The sequence below is a fragment of the Brevibacterium sanguinis genome (genome assembly GCF_039528855.1).
Classification (GTDB): Bacteria; Actinomycetota; Actinomycetes; order Actinomycetales; family Brevibacteriaceae; genus Brevibacterium; species Brevibacterium sanguinis.
On the sequence record NZ_BAAAMB010000009.1, the window covers coordinates 92,689 to 110,181 of the forward strand.

Here is a 17,493-nt window from a genome sequence, read left to right on the forward strand (position 1 = left end):
GCCAGGCCTCGTCCCTGCGCCGGGGGTTCGACGCCGACGCCGACCGTCGCCACATCACCGTCGCCGAGGATGTTCCTCCACCGGGAACCGATGACGGAGATGTGGCCTCCCTCGCCGTCATCGGCGATTCGTGGCTGTGCGGCGTCGACATCGACGATCCCGCCCAGACCCCTGCCCTGCTCATCGGCCGCGGCCTCGCCAGACTGCTCGGGACCACGGTCCGGGTGGAGTCGACCGCCCGCCCTTCGGCGCTGTCGGATCAGCTCTCGGCACAGGTCGATGAGATCCTCCGCTCGTCCCGACTCGCCCGGCAGGGCGCGGAGTCGTGGACCCAGGACCGCCGCTTCGCGATCATCTCGATCGGCACCGGGGACGTCATCCATCCCATCCACGGGCCGATCGGCGTGCCGGCGCTCACCCAGGCGATCAACCGGCTCCAACGCGAGGGCCGGTATACGGTCTTCGTCCTCGTCTGCCCCAACCTCGGCGGGCTTCCGGGGCTGCGCGACCCGCTCAAGACGACGCTGCGCCGCTCGTCCCGCGTGCTCGCCGGCTCGCAGTGGCTGGCGGCCCTGTCGGCCCGCGCGGTGCCCCTGCTCGCCACCGGATCGCTGACGGGCACGACCCGGAAGTCGCTGCTCAACGAGTCCGGCCGGTTCCCCAGCGCCCTCGGCTACGCCCAGCTCGCGTCGACGGTGCTCGCCGCGATCGCCGAGCGCATCGCCGCCCCCATCGCCGTCGACCGGTCACAGGACATCCCCGACGACACGCGCGAAGAACCTGCCGACCCTATCCCAGGACAGGGCCGCGCCGCCGATGAGGACGCGTCTGCGACCGCACCCGCCGACACCACGCCGCCGGCACCCGAGGCCACGGCCCCGTGATCCCGGTCGTCCTCGCCTCTCAGTCCCCCTCGCGCCGGCAGATCCTCGCCGCCTCGGGCATCGACCCCACCGTCATCGTCTCCGAGGTCGACGAGCGCGCGATCGAGGAGTCCTTCACCGGGTCCGTCGGGGACCTGACGACGGAGCTCTCCGCGGCGAAGGCCCGGGCGGTCGTCGCCCGACTCGAGACGATGCCTGCCGCCGACCTGCCCGAATCGCTGCGCGAGGCCCTGACCTGCGTCGTCATCGCCGGCGATTCCCTGCTCGAACACGACGGCGCGGCGATCGGGAAGCCGGGCACACCGGAGCGCACACGCGAGATCTGGGCGTCGATGGCCGGCGCCTGGACGACGCTGCACAGCGGTCACTCGCTTGCGCTGCTCGACCGCGCCGACCTCGCCGAGCCCTTCCGGCTCCGTGACCTCCGCTCGCAGCGGTCGGCCACCTCGGTGCTCATCGGCACTCCCACCCCGGAGGAGCTCGAGGCCTACATCGCCACGGAGGAGCCCTTCCACGTCGCCGGCGCCCTGACGATCGACGGCTTCGGCGGTGCCTTCGTCGACCGGCTCGACGGGGACCATCTCACGGTGCTCGGGCTCAGCCTGCCCGTTGTGAGGGATCTCGCGCGTGACATGGGCCTGTTCTGGCCCGATTTCTGGTCCGTCCGGGACTAGACTCGAAGCGGTCGAGCGGACACGCCCGGCGCCTTTGAAGTTTTCACATGAGGTTTTTATCGCTGGCCTACAAACGGTTTGCGGCGATCCCTAAATTGATCTGAGATCATACAAAAGGAGCGCCATGACCACAGTTCTCCCCGACGAGACGACCGATTCGCTGTCCACCCACGTCCCCACGGCCCCCGTGCGCCGCGTCCTCATCGCCAACCGCGGTGAAATCGCCCTGCGCATCATCCGGGCGGCCCATGACCTGGGCATCAAAGCGGTCGCCGTCTACACCCGAGCCGACGCGGACGCCGAGTTCGTGTCGCTCGCCGACGACGCCTGGCTGCTCGAGGGCACCGGCGCCGGGGAGACCTACCTCGACATCGACAAGATCCTCGCCCTCGCCACGCGCTCCGGGGCCGATGCGATCCACCCCGGCTACGGCTACCTCGCCGAGAACGCGCTGTTCGCACAGGCCGTCATCGATGCCGGGCTGACGTGGGTCGGCCCTCCCCCGGCCGCCATCGAGCTCCTCGGCGACAAGTCCGGTGCCCGTGAGGTCGCCGAGGCGGTCTCCGCTCCCGTCGCGCCGGGCTCCGACGGCGCCGTCGCCGATCTCGCCGAGGCCGCCGCGGTCGCCGAGCGGATCGGCTATCCCGTCGTCATCAAGGCCGTCCACGGCGGCGGCGGCCGCGGCTTCCGCGCCTGCCCGACCGACGACGACCTCGAAGCGGCGTACACCGCGGCCACCCGCGAGGCCCTGGCGGCGTTCGGGCGCGGCGAATGCCTCATCGAGAAGCAGATCGTCCACCCCCGGCACATCGAGACGCAGTGCCTCGCCGACTCCTTTGGCAACGTCCGCGTCCTCTCGACCCGCGACTGCACGCTGCAGCGCCGTAACCAGAAGATCGTCGAAGAGGCTCCCGCCCCGTTCCTCACCGCGGAGCAGGAGCGCATCGTCACCGAGGCCTCGATCCGCGTGCTCGCCCACGTCGGCTACGTCGGCGCCGCCACGTGCGAGTTCCTCCTCGGCACCGACGGGACGATCATCTTCATGGAGGCCAACGCGCGCATCCAGGTCGAGCACACCGTCACCGAGGAGGTCACCGGCGTCGATCTCGTCGGCTGGCAGCTGCGCATCGCCTCCGGTGAGCGCCTCCCCGAGACGTTCCCCGCTGTGCGCGGACACGCGATCCAGTTCCGCATCAACGCCGAGGATCCCACGACGTTCTTCCCCGCCACCGGCACCGTGAAGAACTACCGGGCGCCGGCCGGGCCCGGGGTGCGCCTCGACTCCGGCATCGGCGAGGGCAGCGTCGTCGGCACCGACTTCGACCCGATGCTCGCCAAGCTCATCATCACCGGCGCCGACCGCGACCAGGCGCTGGCGCGCTCGCGTCGCGCCCTGAACGAGTACCGCATCGACGGGGTCTCCACTCTATTGCCCCTCCACCGCGTCCTCGCCTCGGAACCGGCATTCGCCGGCGACTTCGCGGTGTGGACCAACTGGCTCGAAACCGCGTTCGTCAATCCGCTCGCCGCACCGACCACAGGAGATCACATGAGCACCACCGCTGACAGCTTCAGTGTCGTCGTCGAGGTCGACGGCCGCCGGATGACCGTGTCGGTTCCCAAGGACGTCATCTCCGACCTCGGTCACGTCCCGAGCCCGAGCGTGCCCCGCCGCAAGCGCAACCTGCGCCGCAAAGGCGCGCAGCTGACCGACGAGTCGAACGCGCTCAACGCCCCGATGCAGGGCACGATCGTCTCCGTCGCCGTGGCCGCCGGCGACACCGTCGAGGCCGGGGACACGCTCGCCGTCATCGAGGCGATGAAGATGGAGCAGCCGCTCAAGGCGGGCCACTCGGGCACGGTCTCCGAGGTCCTCGTCGACGCCGGCACCGCCGTGAAATCGGGAGAGCCGATCATCCGCTTCGCCGCCTGAGTCCACTGCGCTCACTCACTGCCCGGATCACCCGTCGTCGGTGATCCGGGCAGTGAGGTAGTCGGACTCGGCATCATTGCCCGGACACGCCAGTGCGCAGCGCAGCGCCGCCTCGGCGTCGTCCTCACGTCCCAGCTCACGCAGCGTGATCGCCCGGGCGATGTGATAGGGACGATGGCGCTGCAGCTGCGCCTGCCCGCCGAGCGCATCGAGGGCGGAAAGCCCCGTCGCCGGACCTCTGACCTTCCCCCGCACCACCGCGATGTTGAGGGCGACGACCGGGGTCGGCTCGAGCCTCTCGAGCAGCCGGTAGAGGACGAGGATCTGCGGCCAGTCGGTGTCGGCGAACGTCGGCGCTTCGGCATGGACGGCCGCGATCGCCGCCTGCACCGTGTACGCCCCCGCGTCCTGTTCACCGGCCGCTGCCTGCGCCAGCCGGAGGCCCTCGGCGATGAGCCGCGAGTCCCAGCGCCGCCGGTCCTGGTGCTCGAGCGGGATCGGGCGCCCGTGCTCATCGACCCGCGCCGCCGCCCGCGCCCGGGTGAGCAGGAGCAGGGCGAGCAGCCCGCGGGCCTCCGTCCGGTCCGGCAGCAGCCGCACGAGCAGGCCGGCCAACCGGATCGCCTCCTCCTGGAGGTCGGTGCGCGCATGGACCGGTCCGGCTGTCGCGGCGAACCCCTGCGTGAAGATGAGGTAGACGACGCGCAGCACTCCGGGCAGTCGGTCACCGAGGACCTCCGCGGTGGGGGTGCCGAACGGAATCCCCGTCACCGTGATCCGCTTCTTCGCCCGCACGATCCGCTGCTGCATCGTCGTCGTGTCGACGAGGAACGCGGCAGCCACCTCGGCGGTGCTCAGTCCGGCGAGGAAGCGGAGGATGAGGGCGATCCGCTCGGGCTCTTTCAGGGTCGGATGCGCGCAGGTGAAGAAGAGACCGAGCCGGTCATCGGGGATGCGGGCGGAATCGATGTCCTCGCCGAGGCGGTCGGCGTGGTCCTCATGATCGCCGGGACGCCGCTCGTCCTCGATCCGCAGCCGTGCGAGGTGGCGGGCTCTGCGGGCATCGGCGCGGATGAGGTCGATCGCGCGGTTCTTCGCCGTCGTCATCAGCCACGCCTGGGGGCTGGCGGGGACTCCCCTGTCCGGCCAGGTCTCGACCGCGCGGAGGATCGCGTCGGCCAGGGCCTCCTCGGCGAGATCGAGGTCGTGGAAGGTCCGGGCCAGCGCCGCGAGCAGGCGCCCGTGGTCCTCCTCGCCGATCGCTGTGAGGGCCCGGGCGGCTGCCGCGGACTCGGTGGCCATGGCCGGACTCAGTAGTCGGCGAGCGGCCGGATCTCGATGTGCCCGAACCTCGCGCCGGGACTGCGCTTCGCCCAGCCGATCGCATCGTCGATCGTCGGCACCTCGATGACGTAGCTGCCGCCGACGAATTCGCTCGATTCGGCGAACGGCCCCGAGGTGACCAGCGCCTGCCCCTCCGCTTCGCTCACTCTCACCCCGTGCTCGGGGCCTTCGAGGGCGAAGCCGCCGACGACGATGCCGGCGGCGCTGATCTCCTCGTCGAAGCGCATGAACTCGCTCGGGTCGGGTCCGCCGTCCTCACCGCAGTCGGCGTCGGCGGTCCTGCCCATGAGCAGCAGTGCGTATTTCATCTCTGACTTCCCTTCGCTTGCGGATGCGCCTCGCGCACCCGGTGGCGCCGGACGGGATCGTCCGACACCACTGTGACGTCCCAGGGGTCAGGATATCGACACCGGGAGGCGAAAAGATTTCTAGAGGTGCCGGTGGAGGCGCCGCGACGCCTCGGTCAGCGATCCGCTGAGCGAGGGGTAGACGACGAACGACGCCGAGAGCTGATCGACGGTGAGGCGGTTCTCCACGGCCATCGTGATGGGGAGGATGAGCTCGCTGGCGCGGGGCCCGACGACGACTCCGCCGAGGATGGAGCCCGAACCGCGGCGCGCGAAGATCTTGACGAAGCCGTCCTCGATGCCGAGCATCTTCGCCCGCGGGTTGGTGTCGAGCGGAAGCATGACGGTGTCGATGTCGGTGGGGTTCTCGCGGTAGTTCTGCTGGGTGAAGCCGACGGTTGCGATCTCCGGGGCGGTGAAGACGTTCGAGGCGACGTTGCGCAGCTTGAGCGGCTGGACGGCGTCGCCGAGGGCGTGGGACATCGCGATGCGCCCCTGCATCGCCGCCACCGAGGCGAGGGGCAGGACGCCGGTGCAGTCACCGGCGGCGTAGATGCCGGGGCGGTTGGTCCGGGAGACGCCGTCGACGACGATGTGCCCGGAGTCGTTGACCTTGACGCCGGCGGCATCGAGCCCGAGGTCGGCGGTGTTGGGGATCGATCCGACGGCCATGAGGCAGTGCGATCCCTGGACGCGGCGGCCGTCGGCGAGGGTGACCTCGACGCCGTCGTCGGTCCGCTCGACCGACTGGGCGCGGGAGCGGGAGAGCACATTCATGCCCTTGTTGCGGAAGACGAACTCGAGGACGTCGGCGGCGTCCTCGTCCTGGCCGGGCAGGACCTTCTCCCGGGAGGACACGAGGGTGACGTTGGCGCCGAGGGCGCGGTACGCCGAGGCGAACTCGGCACCGGTGACACCCGACCCGACGACGATGAGGTGCTCGGGCAGCTCCTCGAGTTCGTAGAGCTGGGTCCAGGACAGGATCCGCTCGCCGTCGGGCTTGGCGGTGTCGAGCTCGCGCGGGTGGGCGCCGACGGCGAGCAGGATCGTCGAGGCCCGCAGGGTGTATTCGGTGCCGCTCTCCTCGACGACCTCGACCCGATCGCGGTCGACGAGCTTCGCGCTGCCCTTGATGATCTTCACCCCGGCGCGGATGAGACCGTCGTAGATGTCGTCGGACTGGGCGGTGGCGAGCGAGAGGATGCGGTCGTTGACCGCTTTGAGGTCCGCAGTCACCCGGTCGTGGTCCGGGTGCTCCTCGGTCGTCTCGTCCTTGCCGGTGATCCTGATGCCGAGACTCGACGAGCGGGTGATCTCGTCCATCATCTCCGCCGTCGCGATGAGCGACTTCGAGGGCACGACGTCGGTGACGACGGCGGCCCCGCCGGTGCGGTGGCGCTCGATGAGCATGACGTCGGCGCCCAGCTGTGCGGCGGCGAGAGCGGCTTCGTAGCCTCCCGGTCCACCGCCGATGACGACGACACGATCTGCTGCGGATTCAAATTCTTCGTTCACGGCTCAATCCTCTCAAATCGCCACCCCGGGAGCGAATGAACTCTCGGGGCGGAAAGTGCGTCGTCAGGCGGGCGGCGCCGGTCAGGAACCGGCGGGGTCGACCACCTCGGCGGTGTCCGCAGGGTCGACCACCTCGGCGGTGTCGCGGTGGAGCGCGGAGAGGGAGACATAGGCCTGCGCATTGGCTCTGACCTTCTCGACGCCGTCGTCGGTCATCTCGCGTCGCACCTTGCCCGGCACGCCTGCGACGAGGGAGCGCGGCGGGATGTCGGTGCCTTCGAGGACGACCGTGCCGGCGGCGATGAGCGACTCGGAGCCGATGTGCGCGTCGTTGAGGACCGTCGCATGCATGCCGATGAGCACATCGTCGTCGACGGTGGCCCCGTGGACGAGGGCCTGGTGGCCGATCGAGACCCGGCGGCCGACGACGACGGGTTTGCCCTCGTCGGTGTGCATGACGGTGTTGTCCTGGACGTTCGAGTCCTCGCCGATGGTGATCGGGGCCTTCTCCGCCCGGAGCACACAGCCGTAGAAGATGCCGGCGCCGCGTTCGACGCGCACGTCCCCGACGAGGGTGGCACCGGCGGCGACGAAGGCCTCGGGATCGATCCGCGGGGTGTGCCCGCCGACAGAGATGATGCGTGCCTGCGAATCCGTCATGAGTCCTCCATCGGCTCTCGGTGCTGGTTCGGGTGCCTGTCAGTCTACCCACGGCGGTGGTTCCTGCGGCAGGCGTCTCACGTGCAGTTCTCCTCGCAGTGATAGTCTCCGCCCACCTCGTGGTGGTGCTCTCCGCCTGCCGCGGGATGTCCTTCCGCGGGGACGTGCCACTTCACGGTCCCTCCCCTCTCCGTTCATCCTGGCGACACCGTGCTTCTGCAGAGTGAGACGCGTTTTGGACGGATTTGCAACGAGCACGCCTTAGCAGGAAAATGGACAGAATATTTGTCAGAAACTTCACACTGCCAGACTCTTGTGTGCCTTTTGCGGTTATGTGAACCTTGACTGTGAGAGTTGCGCGCCGCTGCTGTCGTGCGCGCACACCGCTTTCACTTATCACCGTCGAAAGGCCACCATGGATTGGCGTCATCGCGCTGCATGCCTCAATGAGGACCCCGAACTGTTCTTCCCCATCGGAAACACGGGTCCGGCATTGCTTCAGATCGAAGAGGCCAAGACTGTGTGCCGTCGCTGCGAAGTGGCGGAGACCTGCCTCCAGTGGGCACTCGAATCCGGACAGGACGCCGGTGTCTGGGGCGGCCTCAGCGAAGACGAGCGCCGCGCCCTCAAGCGTCGCGCCGCCCGCGCCCGCCGCGCCGGCTGACCTCGGCTGCGTTCTGCACCACCGATACCGCAGTCCCGCCGGCGCTCTCGCTCCATCGCACTCGCAGCGCAGTTCCACAGTCCGAACCTCGCCAGAGTCCCCTGCTCGAACCACGATCTTCGCGATCCGAGCTGGGGACTTTGTCGTGCCCGCACCCGTCGCACCACCTCGGCGCGCATCTCACCCCCGCAGCCGCACGCACAACCCTGGGCCGCACGCACAACCGGCAGCCGCACGCACAACTCTGGTCCGCACGCGCAACCCTGGTCCGCACACACAACCCGCAGCTTCGCATCTCCTCCGCGCAGCGCGATAACCACCCCGTGCACGCGTAGGATATGGCGCTCCGCGTAGTGGTGCGCAATCCGTCGGGCGCAGACACTCAGTCGCACCACCTCGGCGCGCATCTCACCCCCGCAGCTGCACACACAACCGGCAGCCGCACGCACACCCTGGTCCGCACACACAACCCTGGTCCGCACACACAACCCTGGTCCGCACACACAACCCTGGTCCGCTTTCGCAACCCTGGGTCGCACGCACAACCCGCAGCTTCGCATCTCCTCCGCGGAGCCCGATAACCACCCCGTGCACGCGTAGGGTATGGCGCTCCGCGTAGGGATGCGCACCCAGCAGCCGCCGGCGCGGGGCACCGAGGCGGACCGTCAGTCGTAGGAGTCGGGGCGGAGCGGGACGTCGAGGATCGCCTCGGTGCCCCCGCCCTCACGCTCCCGCCACTGGATCGACCCGGCGAGATCCGCCGAGACGAGGGTGCGCACGATCTGCGTGCCCAGGCCGTTGCCCGGGCTTTGCTGGTCGCCCAGCCCCACGCCGTCGTCGGCGATCGTGACGTGGAGGTGGTCGCCGTCGCGATCGGGCACGACCCACACATGACCGGTGAGCGTCTCCCCCGGCGCCAGCCCCTCCTGCTCCTCGAGCGGGAAGCCGTGCTCGATCGCGTTCGTGATGAGCTCGGTGATCGCCAGCGCCAGGGACGTCGCGTCGGCAGACGAGATCGTTCCGAAGCTGCCCTGGCGCTGCAGGGAGATCTGGACGAGCGGACTCGTCAGCTCCGGAGTCAGCCGCAGGCCCTTGTCGACGACCTCGTCGAAGTCGACCTCGGACTCGACTCCCTGACTGAGCACATCGTGGACGACGGCGATGATCGACACCCGCCGCATCGCCTCCGACAGCGCCGCCTTCGCCGCGGGATTGTCGATGCGGCGCGTCTGCAGGCGCAGCAGAGCGGACACCGTCTGGAGATTGTTCTTCACCCGGTGGTGCATCTCCTTGATCATCGCGTCGCGCGAGAGCAGCTCCCGCTTGCGCCGCCGGATCTCCGAGACGTCCCTGGCCAGCACGATCGCCCCGGTACGCTCACCGTCGTCGGTGAGCGGAATCGCGCGCAGGGAGACACTCGTGCGGCCCACCTCGAGTTCGGTCCGCCACGGCGCGCGTCCGGTGAGCACGAGCGGCAGGGTCTCATCGACCTGCCGCAGCTCGGTGCTCAGGCTCGACACCACCTCGGAGAGATAGGAGCCTTCGATCTCCCCGCCGTGACCGAGGCGATTCATCAGCGACACGGCGTTCGGGGAGGCGTACTGCACCCGGGAGTCACGGTCGAGGACGAAGATGCCGTCACCGACCCGCGGCTCGCCGTGGCGCACTCCGCTCGGCGCCTCCCGATCGGGGAACGCGCCCTGGGCGATCATCGTCAGCAGCGCCTTCGCCGCGTCCCGGTAGTGCTTCTCGAGCCGCGAGGTCCCGCGCCGGCGCATCTCCTCGGAGTACCTGACCATGACGGCGAGCGTCTCACCACGGCGGACGAGCGGCACCGCCTCGGCGCTCACCTCGGTCTCCTCGGTGCCCGCGTTGACGCCGAGGTCCTTGGCCGGGGCCACCTCGGTGACGATGGTCCGGGTCTCCACCGCCGCCTCGAGGAGCTCGCGTTCGAGCCCGGTCGCCCGCGCGCCGAGGAGGTCCCGATTGAACAGCGTCGCCCCCGTCGTCGGCCTCGCGTGCGCGACGACCGTGAACGCCCCGCTCGCCGACGGCACCCAGAGGACGAGGTCGGCGAACGAGAGATCGGCGATGAGCTGCCAGTCCCCGACGAGGAGGTGAAGGTATTCGGCATCCGTCTCATCGGTGATGCCTTCGGCTGCCAGTTGTTCGTTGAGCACGGGTCCCTCTTCCGGGTGGGGAGTCTTCAGCGGGCCCGAAGGTCGTCTTCGAGCCCGCTGAGATCGACGCTATCACCGATGTCGCTCGGCCAGGCGGTGCGGATCAGGCGCTGTGCTCGGACTCCCAGGCCGAGGACCGCACGACACCGCGCATCATGCGCAGCAGCACCGACAGCGGAGCCTGTGTGACGGTGTCGAGGGCGATGACCGTCTCGATCGTCTCGAGCACCCGCGCGGCGACCGTCTCGTTGCGCTCGAGCCATTCGGTCAGCCGCTGCTTGGCGCGCTCGTCCGGAGTCCCGGAGATCGGCGAATCCGTGGCGGCGATGACGGAACCGGCGACCGAGAGGATCGCGGAGTAGAAGTCATCGCGCAGGGAGCCGCGGGCCAGTGCCGACCAGCGATCGGACCGGTCGAGGTCGCCGATGAGGGCGAGCACCTGCGACCCGGAGAACTTGTCGTTGACGGCGTAGTAGACCTCGGCGACGTCCTCGGCGGATTCGTTGGTGCGCGCCGCGAGCTGGGTGATGTCGAGGAGGGCGAACTCGTCGAGCAGCGCCGCCGCCCGCCATGCGAGCTCCTCGGGGACCCCGTCGTCGATGTACTCCTGCGCCTTGGCGGCCATCGCCTCGGCGTCGAAGCCGTCGACGAGGGCGGGCACGCGCTCGCGCAGAGCGGCGACGACCTTCCCGTAGAGCTCGATGCCCGAATCGACGTCGAGGGTGTCCGGGGCCTGCTGGACGAGCCAGCGCGAGGACCGGTCGAGCAGGCGCACGTAGTCGTGCTGGAGCTTGACCTGGACCTCCGTGGGCACCTTGTTGTCAAGTGCGGTGACCGCGTCGAAGAAGTCATCGAGGCCGAAGATCTCGGAGACGACGACGAAGACGCGGGCGATCTGCGGCACCGAGGCCGGGGTCTCCTCGAGCATCCGGTAGACGTAGGTGAGCCCACCGCGGTCGACCATCCGGTTGACGAGCTTCGCAGTGGCGATCTCCCGGTGCAGCGGGTGCTCGGCGATGTAGTCGCCGTACTGTTCGCGCAGGGCGTCCGGGAAGTAACCGGCGAGCTCCCGCTTCATCCACGGCTCATCGGGCACGACGCTGTCGAGGATCTCGTCGACGGCGTGCATCTTCGCGTAGGCGAGGAGCACCGCGAGCTCCGGGGAGACGTACGAGCTGAACTCGCGCTTGGCCAGTTCCTCGGCGTTCGGCAGGAACTCGACGTGGCGGTCGAGGTCGGCGTGCTTCTCGAGGTAGGCGAGCATCCGTCCGTAGGTGCCCGACATCGCTTCGGTCTGCGAGCGCGCCTCGCCGAGGACGACGTTCTGCGCGTAGTTGTTCGCGAGCACCCGGTCGGCGACGTCGTCGGTGAAGGAGAGCAGCACCTTCTCCCGATCCTCGGCGGCGAACGCCCCCTTGTGCAGCAGGGTGCGCAGGAGGAGCTTGATGTTGACTTCGTGGTCGGAGCTGTCGACGCCGGCGGAGTTGTCGACGGCGTCGGTGTTGATCGCGACCCCGCTCAGTGCCGCTTCGACGCGTCCCAGCTGGGTGACGCCGAGGTTGCCGCCCTCGCCGATGACCCGTGCCCTGACGTCGTCGCCGTCGATCCGGATCGCATCGTTGGCCTTGTCCCCGACGTCGGCGTGGCTCTCCCCGGAGGACTTGATGTATGTGCCGATGCCGCCGTTGTAGAGGAGGTCGACGGGAGCGGCGAGGATCTCCGACATCAGCTCGGCGGGACTGCGGCGGCCGGGATCGACGCCGAGGGCCGCGGCGGCCTCCGGGCTGAGGTCGATCGACTTCGCCGACCGCGGGAAGACGCCCCCGCCCTGCGAGATGAGGTCCCGGTCGTAGTCCTGCCACGACGAGCGCGGCAGGTCGAAGAGGCGCTGCCGCTCGGTGAAGCTCGTCGCCGCATCCGGGTTGGGGTCGAGGAAGATGTCGCGGTGGTCGAAGGCGGCGACGAGGCGGATGTGCTCGCTGCGGAGCATGCCGTTGCCGAAGACGTCGCCGCTCATGTCGCCGATGCCGACGACGGTGAAGTCCTCTTCGGCAGTGTTGAGGCCGAGCTCGCGGAAGTGGCGTTCGACGGACTTCCAGGCACCGCGGGAGGTGATCGCCATCTTCTTGTGGTCGTAGCCGACCGAGCCGCCGGAGGCGAAGGCGTCACCGAGCCAGAATCCGCGGCGCTCGGAGATCGCGTTCGCGACGTCGGAGAAGCGCGCGGTGCCCTTGTCGGCGGCGACGACGAGGTAGTAGTCATCGCCGTCGTGGCGGACGACGCGGTCGGGGTGGACGACCTTCTGGCTGCCGTCCTCGGCGTAGACGAGGTTGTCGGCGACCTCGAGGAGGCTTTCGATGAAGACCTCGTAGGCGGCCTGACCGGCAGCCATCCACGCATCCCTGTCGCTCATCGGCGGCAGCTGCTTGGGGAAGAATCCGCCCTTGGCGCCGGTGGGCACGATGAGCGCGTTCTTGACCATCTGCGCCTTGACGAGGCCGAGGACCTCGGTGCGGAAGTCGTCACGGCGATCCGACCAGCGCAGGCCGCCGCGGGCGACGGTGCCGAAGCGCAGGTGGACGCCCTCGACCTGCGGGGAGTACACCCACATCTCGAGCGCCGGTCGGGGCTTGGGCACGAAGCTGAGCTCGGTGGGGCGGATCTTCAGGGCCAGTGCCGTCGGCAGTTCGCCGTCGGGGTTGATGAAGTAGTTCGTCCGCAGGGTCGCGCGCAGCAGTTCGAGCGAGGAGCGCAGCACGCGGTCGGCGTCGAGGCTGGCGACGTCGCCGAGGGCGGTCTCGATCCGCTCGTCGATCGCCGCGGTGGCGGCCTCGCGTCCGGCGTCGTCGGCCGCGGGGTCGAACTTCGCGAAGAAGTAGTCGACGAGGAGGCGGGAGATCTCCGGGTTGTCGCTGTAGACCTCCCCGACGTAGGCGTCGGAGTAGGTGAACCCGGCCTGGCGCAGGTACTTCCCGAGCGCCCGGATGATCGTCACCTGCCGCCAGTCGAGACCGGAGACGACGAGGCGGTCGAAGACGCCTGCCTCCTTGCGGCCGTCCCAGCCGGCGATGAACGCCTCGGCGATGCGCTCACTGGCCGCCTCGTCGAGGTCTTCGTCGAAGCGGACGCCGAAGTCGTAGATGTAGCGGTGCGAGCCGTCGGCGAGATCGAGTTCGTAGGGACGCTCGTCGAGCACGGTGGCGCCGAAAGCGGTGAGGTAGGGCAGCACTTCGGAGAGGCCGACCCGACCGTCGCGGTAGAGGGCGAGCCTGGTCGGCGCATCGTCGGCGTCCTCCGGGGTGTAGAGGCGCACGGCCGATCCCTCACCGGTGCTCAGCGCTTCGAAGCGCTCGACATCGGCGACGGCGTCGGCGGGCGTGTGGTACTCGCCGTAGCCGGGAGGGAACGCCTTCGACCACAGGTCGGCGCGTTCGATGGCGCGTCCGCTGTCGCCGCGCTCGGTCGGGGCGAGGAAGGCGTGGACGTCCTCGTTCCACGAGCGCACGGCGGCGACGATGCGCTTCTCGACGACCGCCGGATCGATCTCCGGCAGCTCCGCGTCGCGGGCGACCCGGGCGACGAAGTGGATGCGGGCCAGCGCGGACTCGGTGAGGAGGACGTCGAAGTCGACGCTCTCGGCGTTGTAGAACTCGCGCAGCACATCCTGGACGCGCTGGCGGGCCGCGGTGTCGTAGAGGTCGCGGGGCAGGTAGAGGATGACGGAGACGTAGCGCTGGTAGGGGTCCTCGCGGACGAACACCCGCGACTGGCGGCGCTCCTGCATGTCGACGATCTGCATGACGACGTCGAAGATCGACTGCGTGTCATCGTGCATGAGGTCATCGCGCGGATACGTCTCGAGGATGCCGAGGAGCTCGTTGGCCGAGTGGGATCCGGCGGGGAATCCGCTCGAGGCGAGGATCTTGCGCACCTTGCGGTTGATCACCGGGATGCTCAGCACGCTGTCGTTGTAGAACTCGGGCTTGAAGACGCCGACGAAGCGTCGCTCGCCGACGATCTCGCCGTTCTCGTCGAAGGTCTTCACCCCGATGTAGTCCATGAACGAGCCTCGGATGACCCGGGACCGGGAGTTCGCCTTCGTGAGGACGAGCACGTGGGGTTCGGCCGCCTTCGCGGCCACGGCGTTCGACAGCGGCGACTTCGCGAGCGGGCGCAGCGCGGAGATGCCCAGCGAGGTGTGCTCGATCGGTTCGAGGCTGCTCGACTCGGCGTCGTGGGAGTAGTCGTACTCGCGGTAGCCGAGGAACGTGAAATGACCGTCGAGCCAGGTCAGCAGCTCGGCGGCGGCTTCCGCCTCGGAGGCGAGCTCGGGGCGGGGCGGACGCGCCTGGAGCTCACCGGCGATCTCCTTGGCCTTCGCCGACATCGCGTCGGCATCGCGCGCGGCGGCCGCGACGTAGTCGAGGACGCTGCGCAGCTGCTTCTCGAGCGCGTCGTGGTCCTCCGGCGGCACCCGGTCGACCTCGATGCGGATCCACGACTGCTGGTCGGGGGCGTCACCGGTCGGCTCCGCGGCCTCGGTGACCACAGGAATGCCCGCGGTGTCGGCGGACACGGCGGGCGCTTCGGCGGGAGAGAGGACGGTGAGGTCGGAGCCGTGCCCCTCGACGGCGAGGATGGGATGGTGGACGAGGCGGATGGCCCGCCCGCTCGTCGCGAGATCGGAGACGATCGAGGACACGAGGTGAGGCATGTCGGGCAGGACCATCGCGATGACGGTGTGGTTGTCGAGGTACTCCGGGGAGTCGACCGAGGGGTTGTAGATGCGCAGAACCGGAGCGGTGCCGTCATACTCGAGGCCGAGAGCGTAGTGGGTGGCCGCCGCTGCGGCGAGACCTTCGGCGCCCGCCTCGGCGGTGCCCGGTTCGAATCGGGGATAGTACGCTTCGATGAAATTCTCCGGAGCGCCCTGCCCCTTCTGCTTCCTCCACTCTCCAGCAATGTCCGAATATGAGACCTGAGACACCTTTACACCTCTACGATCAGCGCACAAATAATGTTGTCGGCTCGACTCCGAACCGCCATCCCCCACACTATGCTCAATCGGCGAGAAAGGCACGCCGGTCAGCCTGCCGCGGCACGGCGTCGATCGGCTGGCAGACTGAGGGCATGAGAACACTGACACTCAGCCATGACTATGCGATCGGACTCACCGATTTCCTCGCCCTGCTCGCCGATGCCGCGACGTGGGAGAAGCTCGGCTCTGCGGCGACGACTCAGCGGGTCGATCCCGACACCGAGGTGACCGTGCGCACCGCTGTGCCGGCCAGTGAGCTGCCGGCGACCCTGGCCTCGCGCCTGCCCTCGGGTGCCGAGCTCGTCGAGGTCTACATGGTTCCCGGGGACGTCATCGGCGATCGCGCCGAGGTCCGGATGACCGCGCACGCCGCCGGGGTGCCCGTCGAGATCGATTCCCTCCTCACCCTCGTCTCCGAGGGCAGCGGAACGGCGGCCACGGTGCGCTCCGAGATCAGCTCCTCGGTGCCGATGTTCGGGTCGATGATCGAGCAGGCGCTCGTGCCCATCCTCGAGACCCAGCTGCGCGAGCGACTCGACCGGCTCGCCGCCGTCTGAGCCGGAGTCCGCTCAGGTGCGATCGCGCAGCAGGTCGCCCAGCTCGGTCCGGTCGTACCAGAGGAGATCGGAATCGCCGAGGCGGTCGCCGGCCGCCTCGATGCCCTGTGCCATGGCCAGCTCGAGCGCCGCGTCCCATTCGGCGGCCTCGTCGAGGTGGACGCTGACGATGCGGTCCTCGTCGACTCGGGCGAGGGTGAGCGCGTCGAATCCCGGCGCGAGCGGCTCCCGGCCGCTCGCCGCCGGCGCATCGTAGGCGACGACGGCCCGCGGGGACGCCGACTCCGCGCCGGAGCCCAGCGCCTCGTCGGCGGCGAGGGCCGCGGCGATGCTCATGGCCGTGAACTCGGCCTCGTCGAGGTCCTCACCGCGGAGTTGGGCGGCAGCGGCGTCCGGGGCGACCGCGGTCGCGGTCTGCAGTCCGGCGGCGAGGGCGGCGAGAGTGGTCGGGATGTAGCAGCGAACAGCCATGCCTCCATCCTAGGGTGAAGTGCTCCCATCGCACCCGCAGTCGACCAACGGGGCTCAGAGCGACCGGAGCCGGGCCGCGACGCCGCGACCGCTCCCGCCCCGGGCACTGCCGGACCGGTGCCGGATCCGCCGGCGCGTGGGCAGGAGCCCGGCGGCGACCTCGGCGAACTGCCGGCTCAGCGCCGACTTCGGGCTGACCTCTGCCACGGTGCGCCCCGACAGCAGTGCCGCGTCGACGGTCGCCCGGTCGTCGCTGAAGACGAAGTCGGGTTCGCGTCCGGCGAAGCGGCCGAGCGCCTCCCTGATCCGCGTCTCCGCCGGGTGCCCGACCGCCGAGGCCCTCACCTTCGTGATCCCGATCCGCAGGGTGTCGCGCATCTGCTCGCAGCGTTCGGTGCCGAGGAGCCGCACGAGCTTCTGCAGACCGATGGGATCGCCGGTCGCGAGCACGAGGACATCGTCGGCCGCGTCGAGGGCCGCCCGGGTCGCACAGTGCCGGTCGTAGAACGGATCGGCGAAGTCGTCGTCGGGGTCGAGGCGGTCGGAGACGTCGACGACGACGAGATCGTAGAGTCCCGCGAGGTCGCGCAGCGCCGAGCGGAGCACGGCTCCCCGCACCTCCGGCCACCGTTCGGGCCGGGTCAGTCCGGTGATGACGTGGAAGTCGTCGCGGATCGCCGCGTGCGGCACCCCGCTGATGTCGGTGGGCGGGGACTTCTCCGCCTCGAGCCGGCACAGGCTCGCCAGGTGCGAGGACTCCTCCGTCAGCCCGAGCGTCGTGGCGACCATCGCCCCCACCGTGTCGGCATCGACGACGACGGTGCGGTGTCCGAGACGGGAGGACTGATCGCCTAAGTTGACGGCGGTGAGCGTGCGCCCCGGAGACGATCCGGTCCCCCACACCGTGATGATCCGCCCGGCCGGTGCGGTGCGTCCCGGCGGGGAGGTCGGGCGGGGCGGCACGACGGCGCTGCGGGTGACGTCGTCGAGGGCGCGGGCGACCCGGAGGGCATCGGCGGTGGCGGGCACCGCCGTCGTGATGCCGAGGCGCGCCAGGGCGGCCTCATCGGCCCCGACGCCGAGCACCTTCGTCCCGGTGGCGAGCACGGCCGCGATGACGTCGGCGTCGAGGCCGGGGAAGTACTCTCCGACGATCGCTATGTCGGCGCTGCCGGTCCGGCACAGGGCGAGGAGTTCGACGTCGTCGGCGGGACGGGCGACGACGT

13 protein-coding genes are annotated in these 17,493 nt (G+C 69.7%); 5 read left to right on the forward strand and 8 right to left on the reverse strand.

Going from position 1 to position 17,493, the window contains the following annotated elements:
- The 3 genes from ABD154_RS10780 to ABD154_RS10790 form a co-directional block, all read left to right on the forward strand.
- A partial coding sequence (locus tag ABD154_RS10780; protein ID WP_344251260.1) for an SGNH/GDSL hydrolase family protein occupies positions 1-884 on the forward strand: 884 nt, incomplete at its 5' end.
- Positions 881-1,558 carry a Maf family protein gene (locus ABD154_RS10785; protein ID WP_344251261.1) on the forward strand — a complete coding sequence of 226 codons (678 nt, stop codon included), beginning with the start codon at positions 881-883 and terminating at the stop codon, positions 1,556-1,558. The genes ABD154_RS10780 and ABD154_RS10785, both read left to right, overlap by 4 nt.
- Positions 1,559-1,682: 124 nt before the next feature.
- Positions 1,683-3,491: an acetyl/propionyl/methylcrotonyl-CoA carboxylase subunit alpha gene (locus tag ABD154_RS10790; protein WP_344251262.1), complete on the forward strand. Its 1,809-nt coding sequence runs from the start codon at positions 1,683-1,685 to the stop codon at positions 3,489-3,491.
- 27 nt (positions 3,492-3,518) lie between these two features.
- On the opposite strand, the gene ABD154_RS10795 is transcribed toward ABD154_RS10790, so the two are convergent.
- From ABD154_RS10795 to ABD154_RS10810, 4 genes are all read right to left on the reverse strand, one after another.
- Positions 3,519-4,793: an RNA polymerase sigma factor gene (locus ABD154_RS10795; RefSeq protein ID WP_344251263.1), complete on the reverse strand. Its 1,275-nt coding sequence runs from the start codon at positions 4,791-4,793 to the stop codon at positions 3,519-3,521.
- Positions 4,794-4,801: 8 nt separating this feature from the next.
- Entirely contained in the window at positions 4,802-5,143 is a 342-nt protein-coding gene (locus ABD154_RS10800; RefSeq protein ID WP_137824726.1) for a YciI family protein, read from the reverse strand.
- A gap of 120 nt (positions 5,144-5,263) precedes the next feature.
- Positions 5,264-6,697, reverse strand: coding sequence for an NAD(P)H-quinone dehydrogenase (locus ABD154_RS10805; RefSeq protein ID WP_198498414.1), 1,434 nt, complete (start codon positions 6,695-6,697; stop codon positions 5,264-5,266).
- An 81-nt stretch (positions 6,698-6,778) separates the two neighbouring features.
- On the reverse strand, positions 6,779-7,357 hold the full coding sequence (locus tag ABD154_RS10810) for a gamma carbonic anhydrase family protein (RefSeq protein WP_344251265.1): 579 nt from the start codon (positions 7,355-7,357) through the stop codon (positions 6,779-6,781).
- Positions 7,358-7,772: 415 nt separating this feature from the next.
- On the opposite strand from ABD154_RS10810, the gene ABD154_RS10815 reads away from it, so the two are divergent.
- A complete protein-coding gene (locus ABD154_RS10815; protein WP_009374875.1) occupies positions 7,773-8,021 on the forward strand; it encodes a WhiB family transcriptional regulator in 249 nt (82 codons plus the stop codon).
- Positions 8,022-8,686: 665 nt separating this feature from the next.
- On the opposite strand, the gene ABD154_RS10820 is transcribed toward ABD154_RS10815, so the two are convergent.
- Positions 8,687-10,201 carry a sensor histidine kinase gene (locus tag ABD154_RS10820; RefSeq protein WP_198498412.1) on the reverse strand — a complete coding sequence of 505 codons (1,515 nt, stop codon included), beginning with the start codon at positions 10,199-10,201 and terminating at the stop codon, positions 8,687-8,689.
- Between the two features lie 103 nt (positions 10,202-10,304).
- A complete protein-coding gene (locus ABD154_RS10825) occupies positions 10,305-15,188 on the reverse strand; it encodes an NAD-glutamate dehydrogenase (RefSeq protein WP_344251267.1) in 4,884 nt (1,627 codons plus the stop codon).
- A 143-nt stretch (positions 15,189-15,331) separates the two neighbouring features.
- Here ABD154_RS10825 and ABD154_RS10830 point away from each other — a divergent pair, with 143 nt between their 5' ends.
- Complete coding sequence (locus ABD154_RS10830; protein ID WP_198498410.1) at positions 15,332-15,796, forward strand: DUF2505 domain-containing protein; 465 nt, start codon at positions 15,332-15,334, stop codon at positions 15,794-15,796.
- A gap of 12 nt (positions 15,797-15,808) precedes the next feature.
- Here the strand turns inward: ABD154_RS10830 and ABD154_RS10835 are convergent, their stop codons facing one another.
- Together ABD154_RS10835 and ABD154_RS10840 are read right to left on the reverse strand one after the other, a co-directional pair.
- Positions 15,809-16,267: a DUF6912 family protein gene (locus tag ABD154_RS10835; RefSeq protein WP_344251268.1), complete on the reverse strand. Its 459-nt coding sequence runs from the start codon at positions 16,265-16,267 to the stop codon at positions 15,809-15,811.
- A 54-nt stretch (positions 16,268-16,321) separates the two neighbouring features.
- Positions 16,322-17,493: CpaE/TadZ family protein (locus ABD154_RS10840; protein ID WP_344251269.1), on the reverse strand; the 1,172-nt coding region annotated here is incomplete at its 5' end.

What these genes read in the sequence shown, in the direction of transcription:
- ABD154_RS10790 (WP_344251262.1), top strand. Translation starts at nt 1,683, where the DNA reads ATGACCACAGTTCTCCCCGACGAGACGACCGATTCGCTGTCCACCCAC.
- ABD154_RS10795 (WP_344251263.1), bottom strand. Translation starts at nt 4,793, where the DNA reads ATGGCCACCGAGTCCGCGGCAGCCGCCCGGGCCCTCACAGCGATCGGC.
- ABD154_RS10800 (WP_137824726.1), bottom strand. Translation starts at nt 5,143, where the DNA reads ATGAAATACGCACTGCTGCTCATGGGCAGGACCGCCGACGCCGACTGC.
- ABD154_RS10810 (WP_344251265.1), bottom strand. Translation starts at nt 7,357, where the DNA reads ATGACGGATTCGCAGGCACGCATCATCTCTGTCGGCGGGCACACCCCG.
- ABD154_RS10815 (WP_009374875.1), top strand. Translation starts at nt 7,773, where the DNA reads ATGGATTGGCGTCATCGCGCTGCATGCCTCAATGAGGACCCCGAACTG.
- ABD154_RS10830 (WP_198498410.1), top strand. Translation starts at nt 15,332, where the DNA reads ATGAGAACACTGACACTCAGCCATGACTATGCGATCGGACTCACCGAT.
- ABD154_RS10835 (WP_344251268.1), bottom strand. Translation starts at nt 16,267, where the DNA reads ATGGCTGTTCGCTGCTACATCCCGACCACTCTCGCCGCCCTCGCCGCC.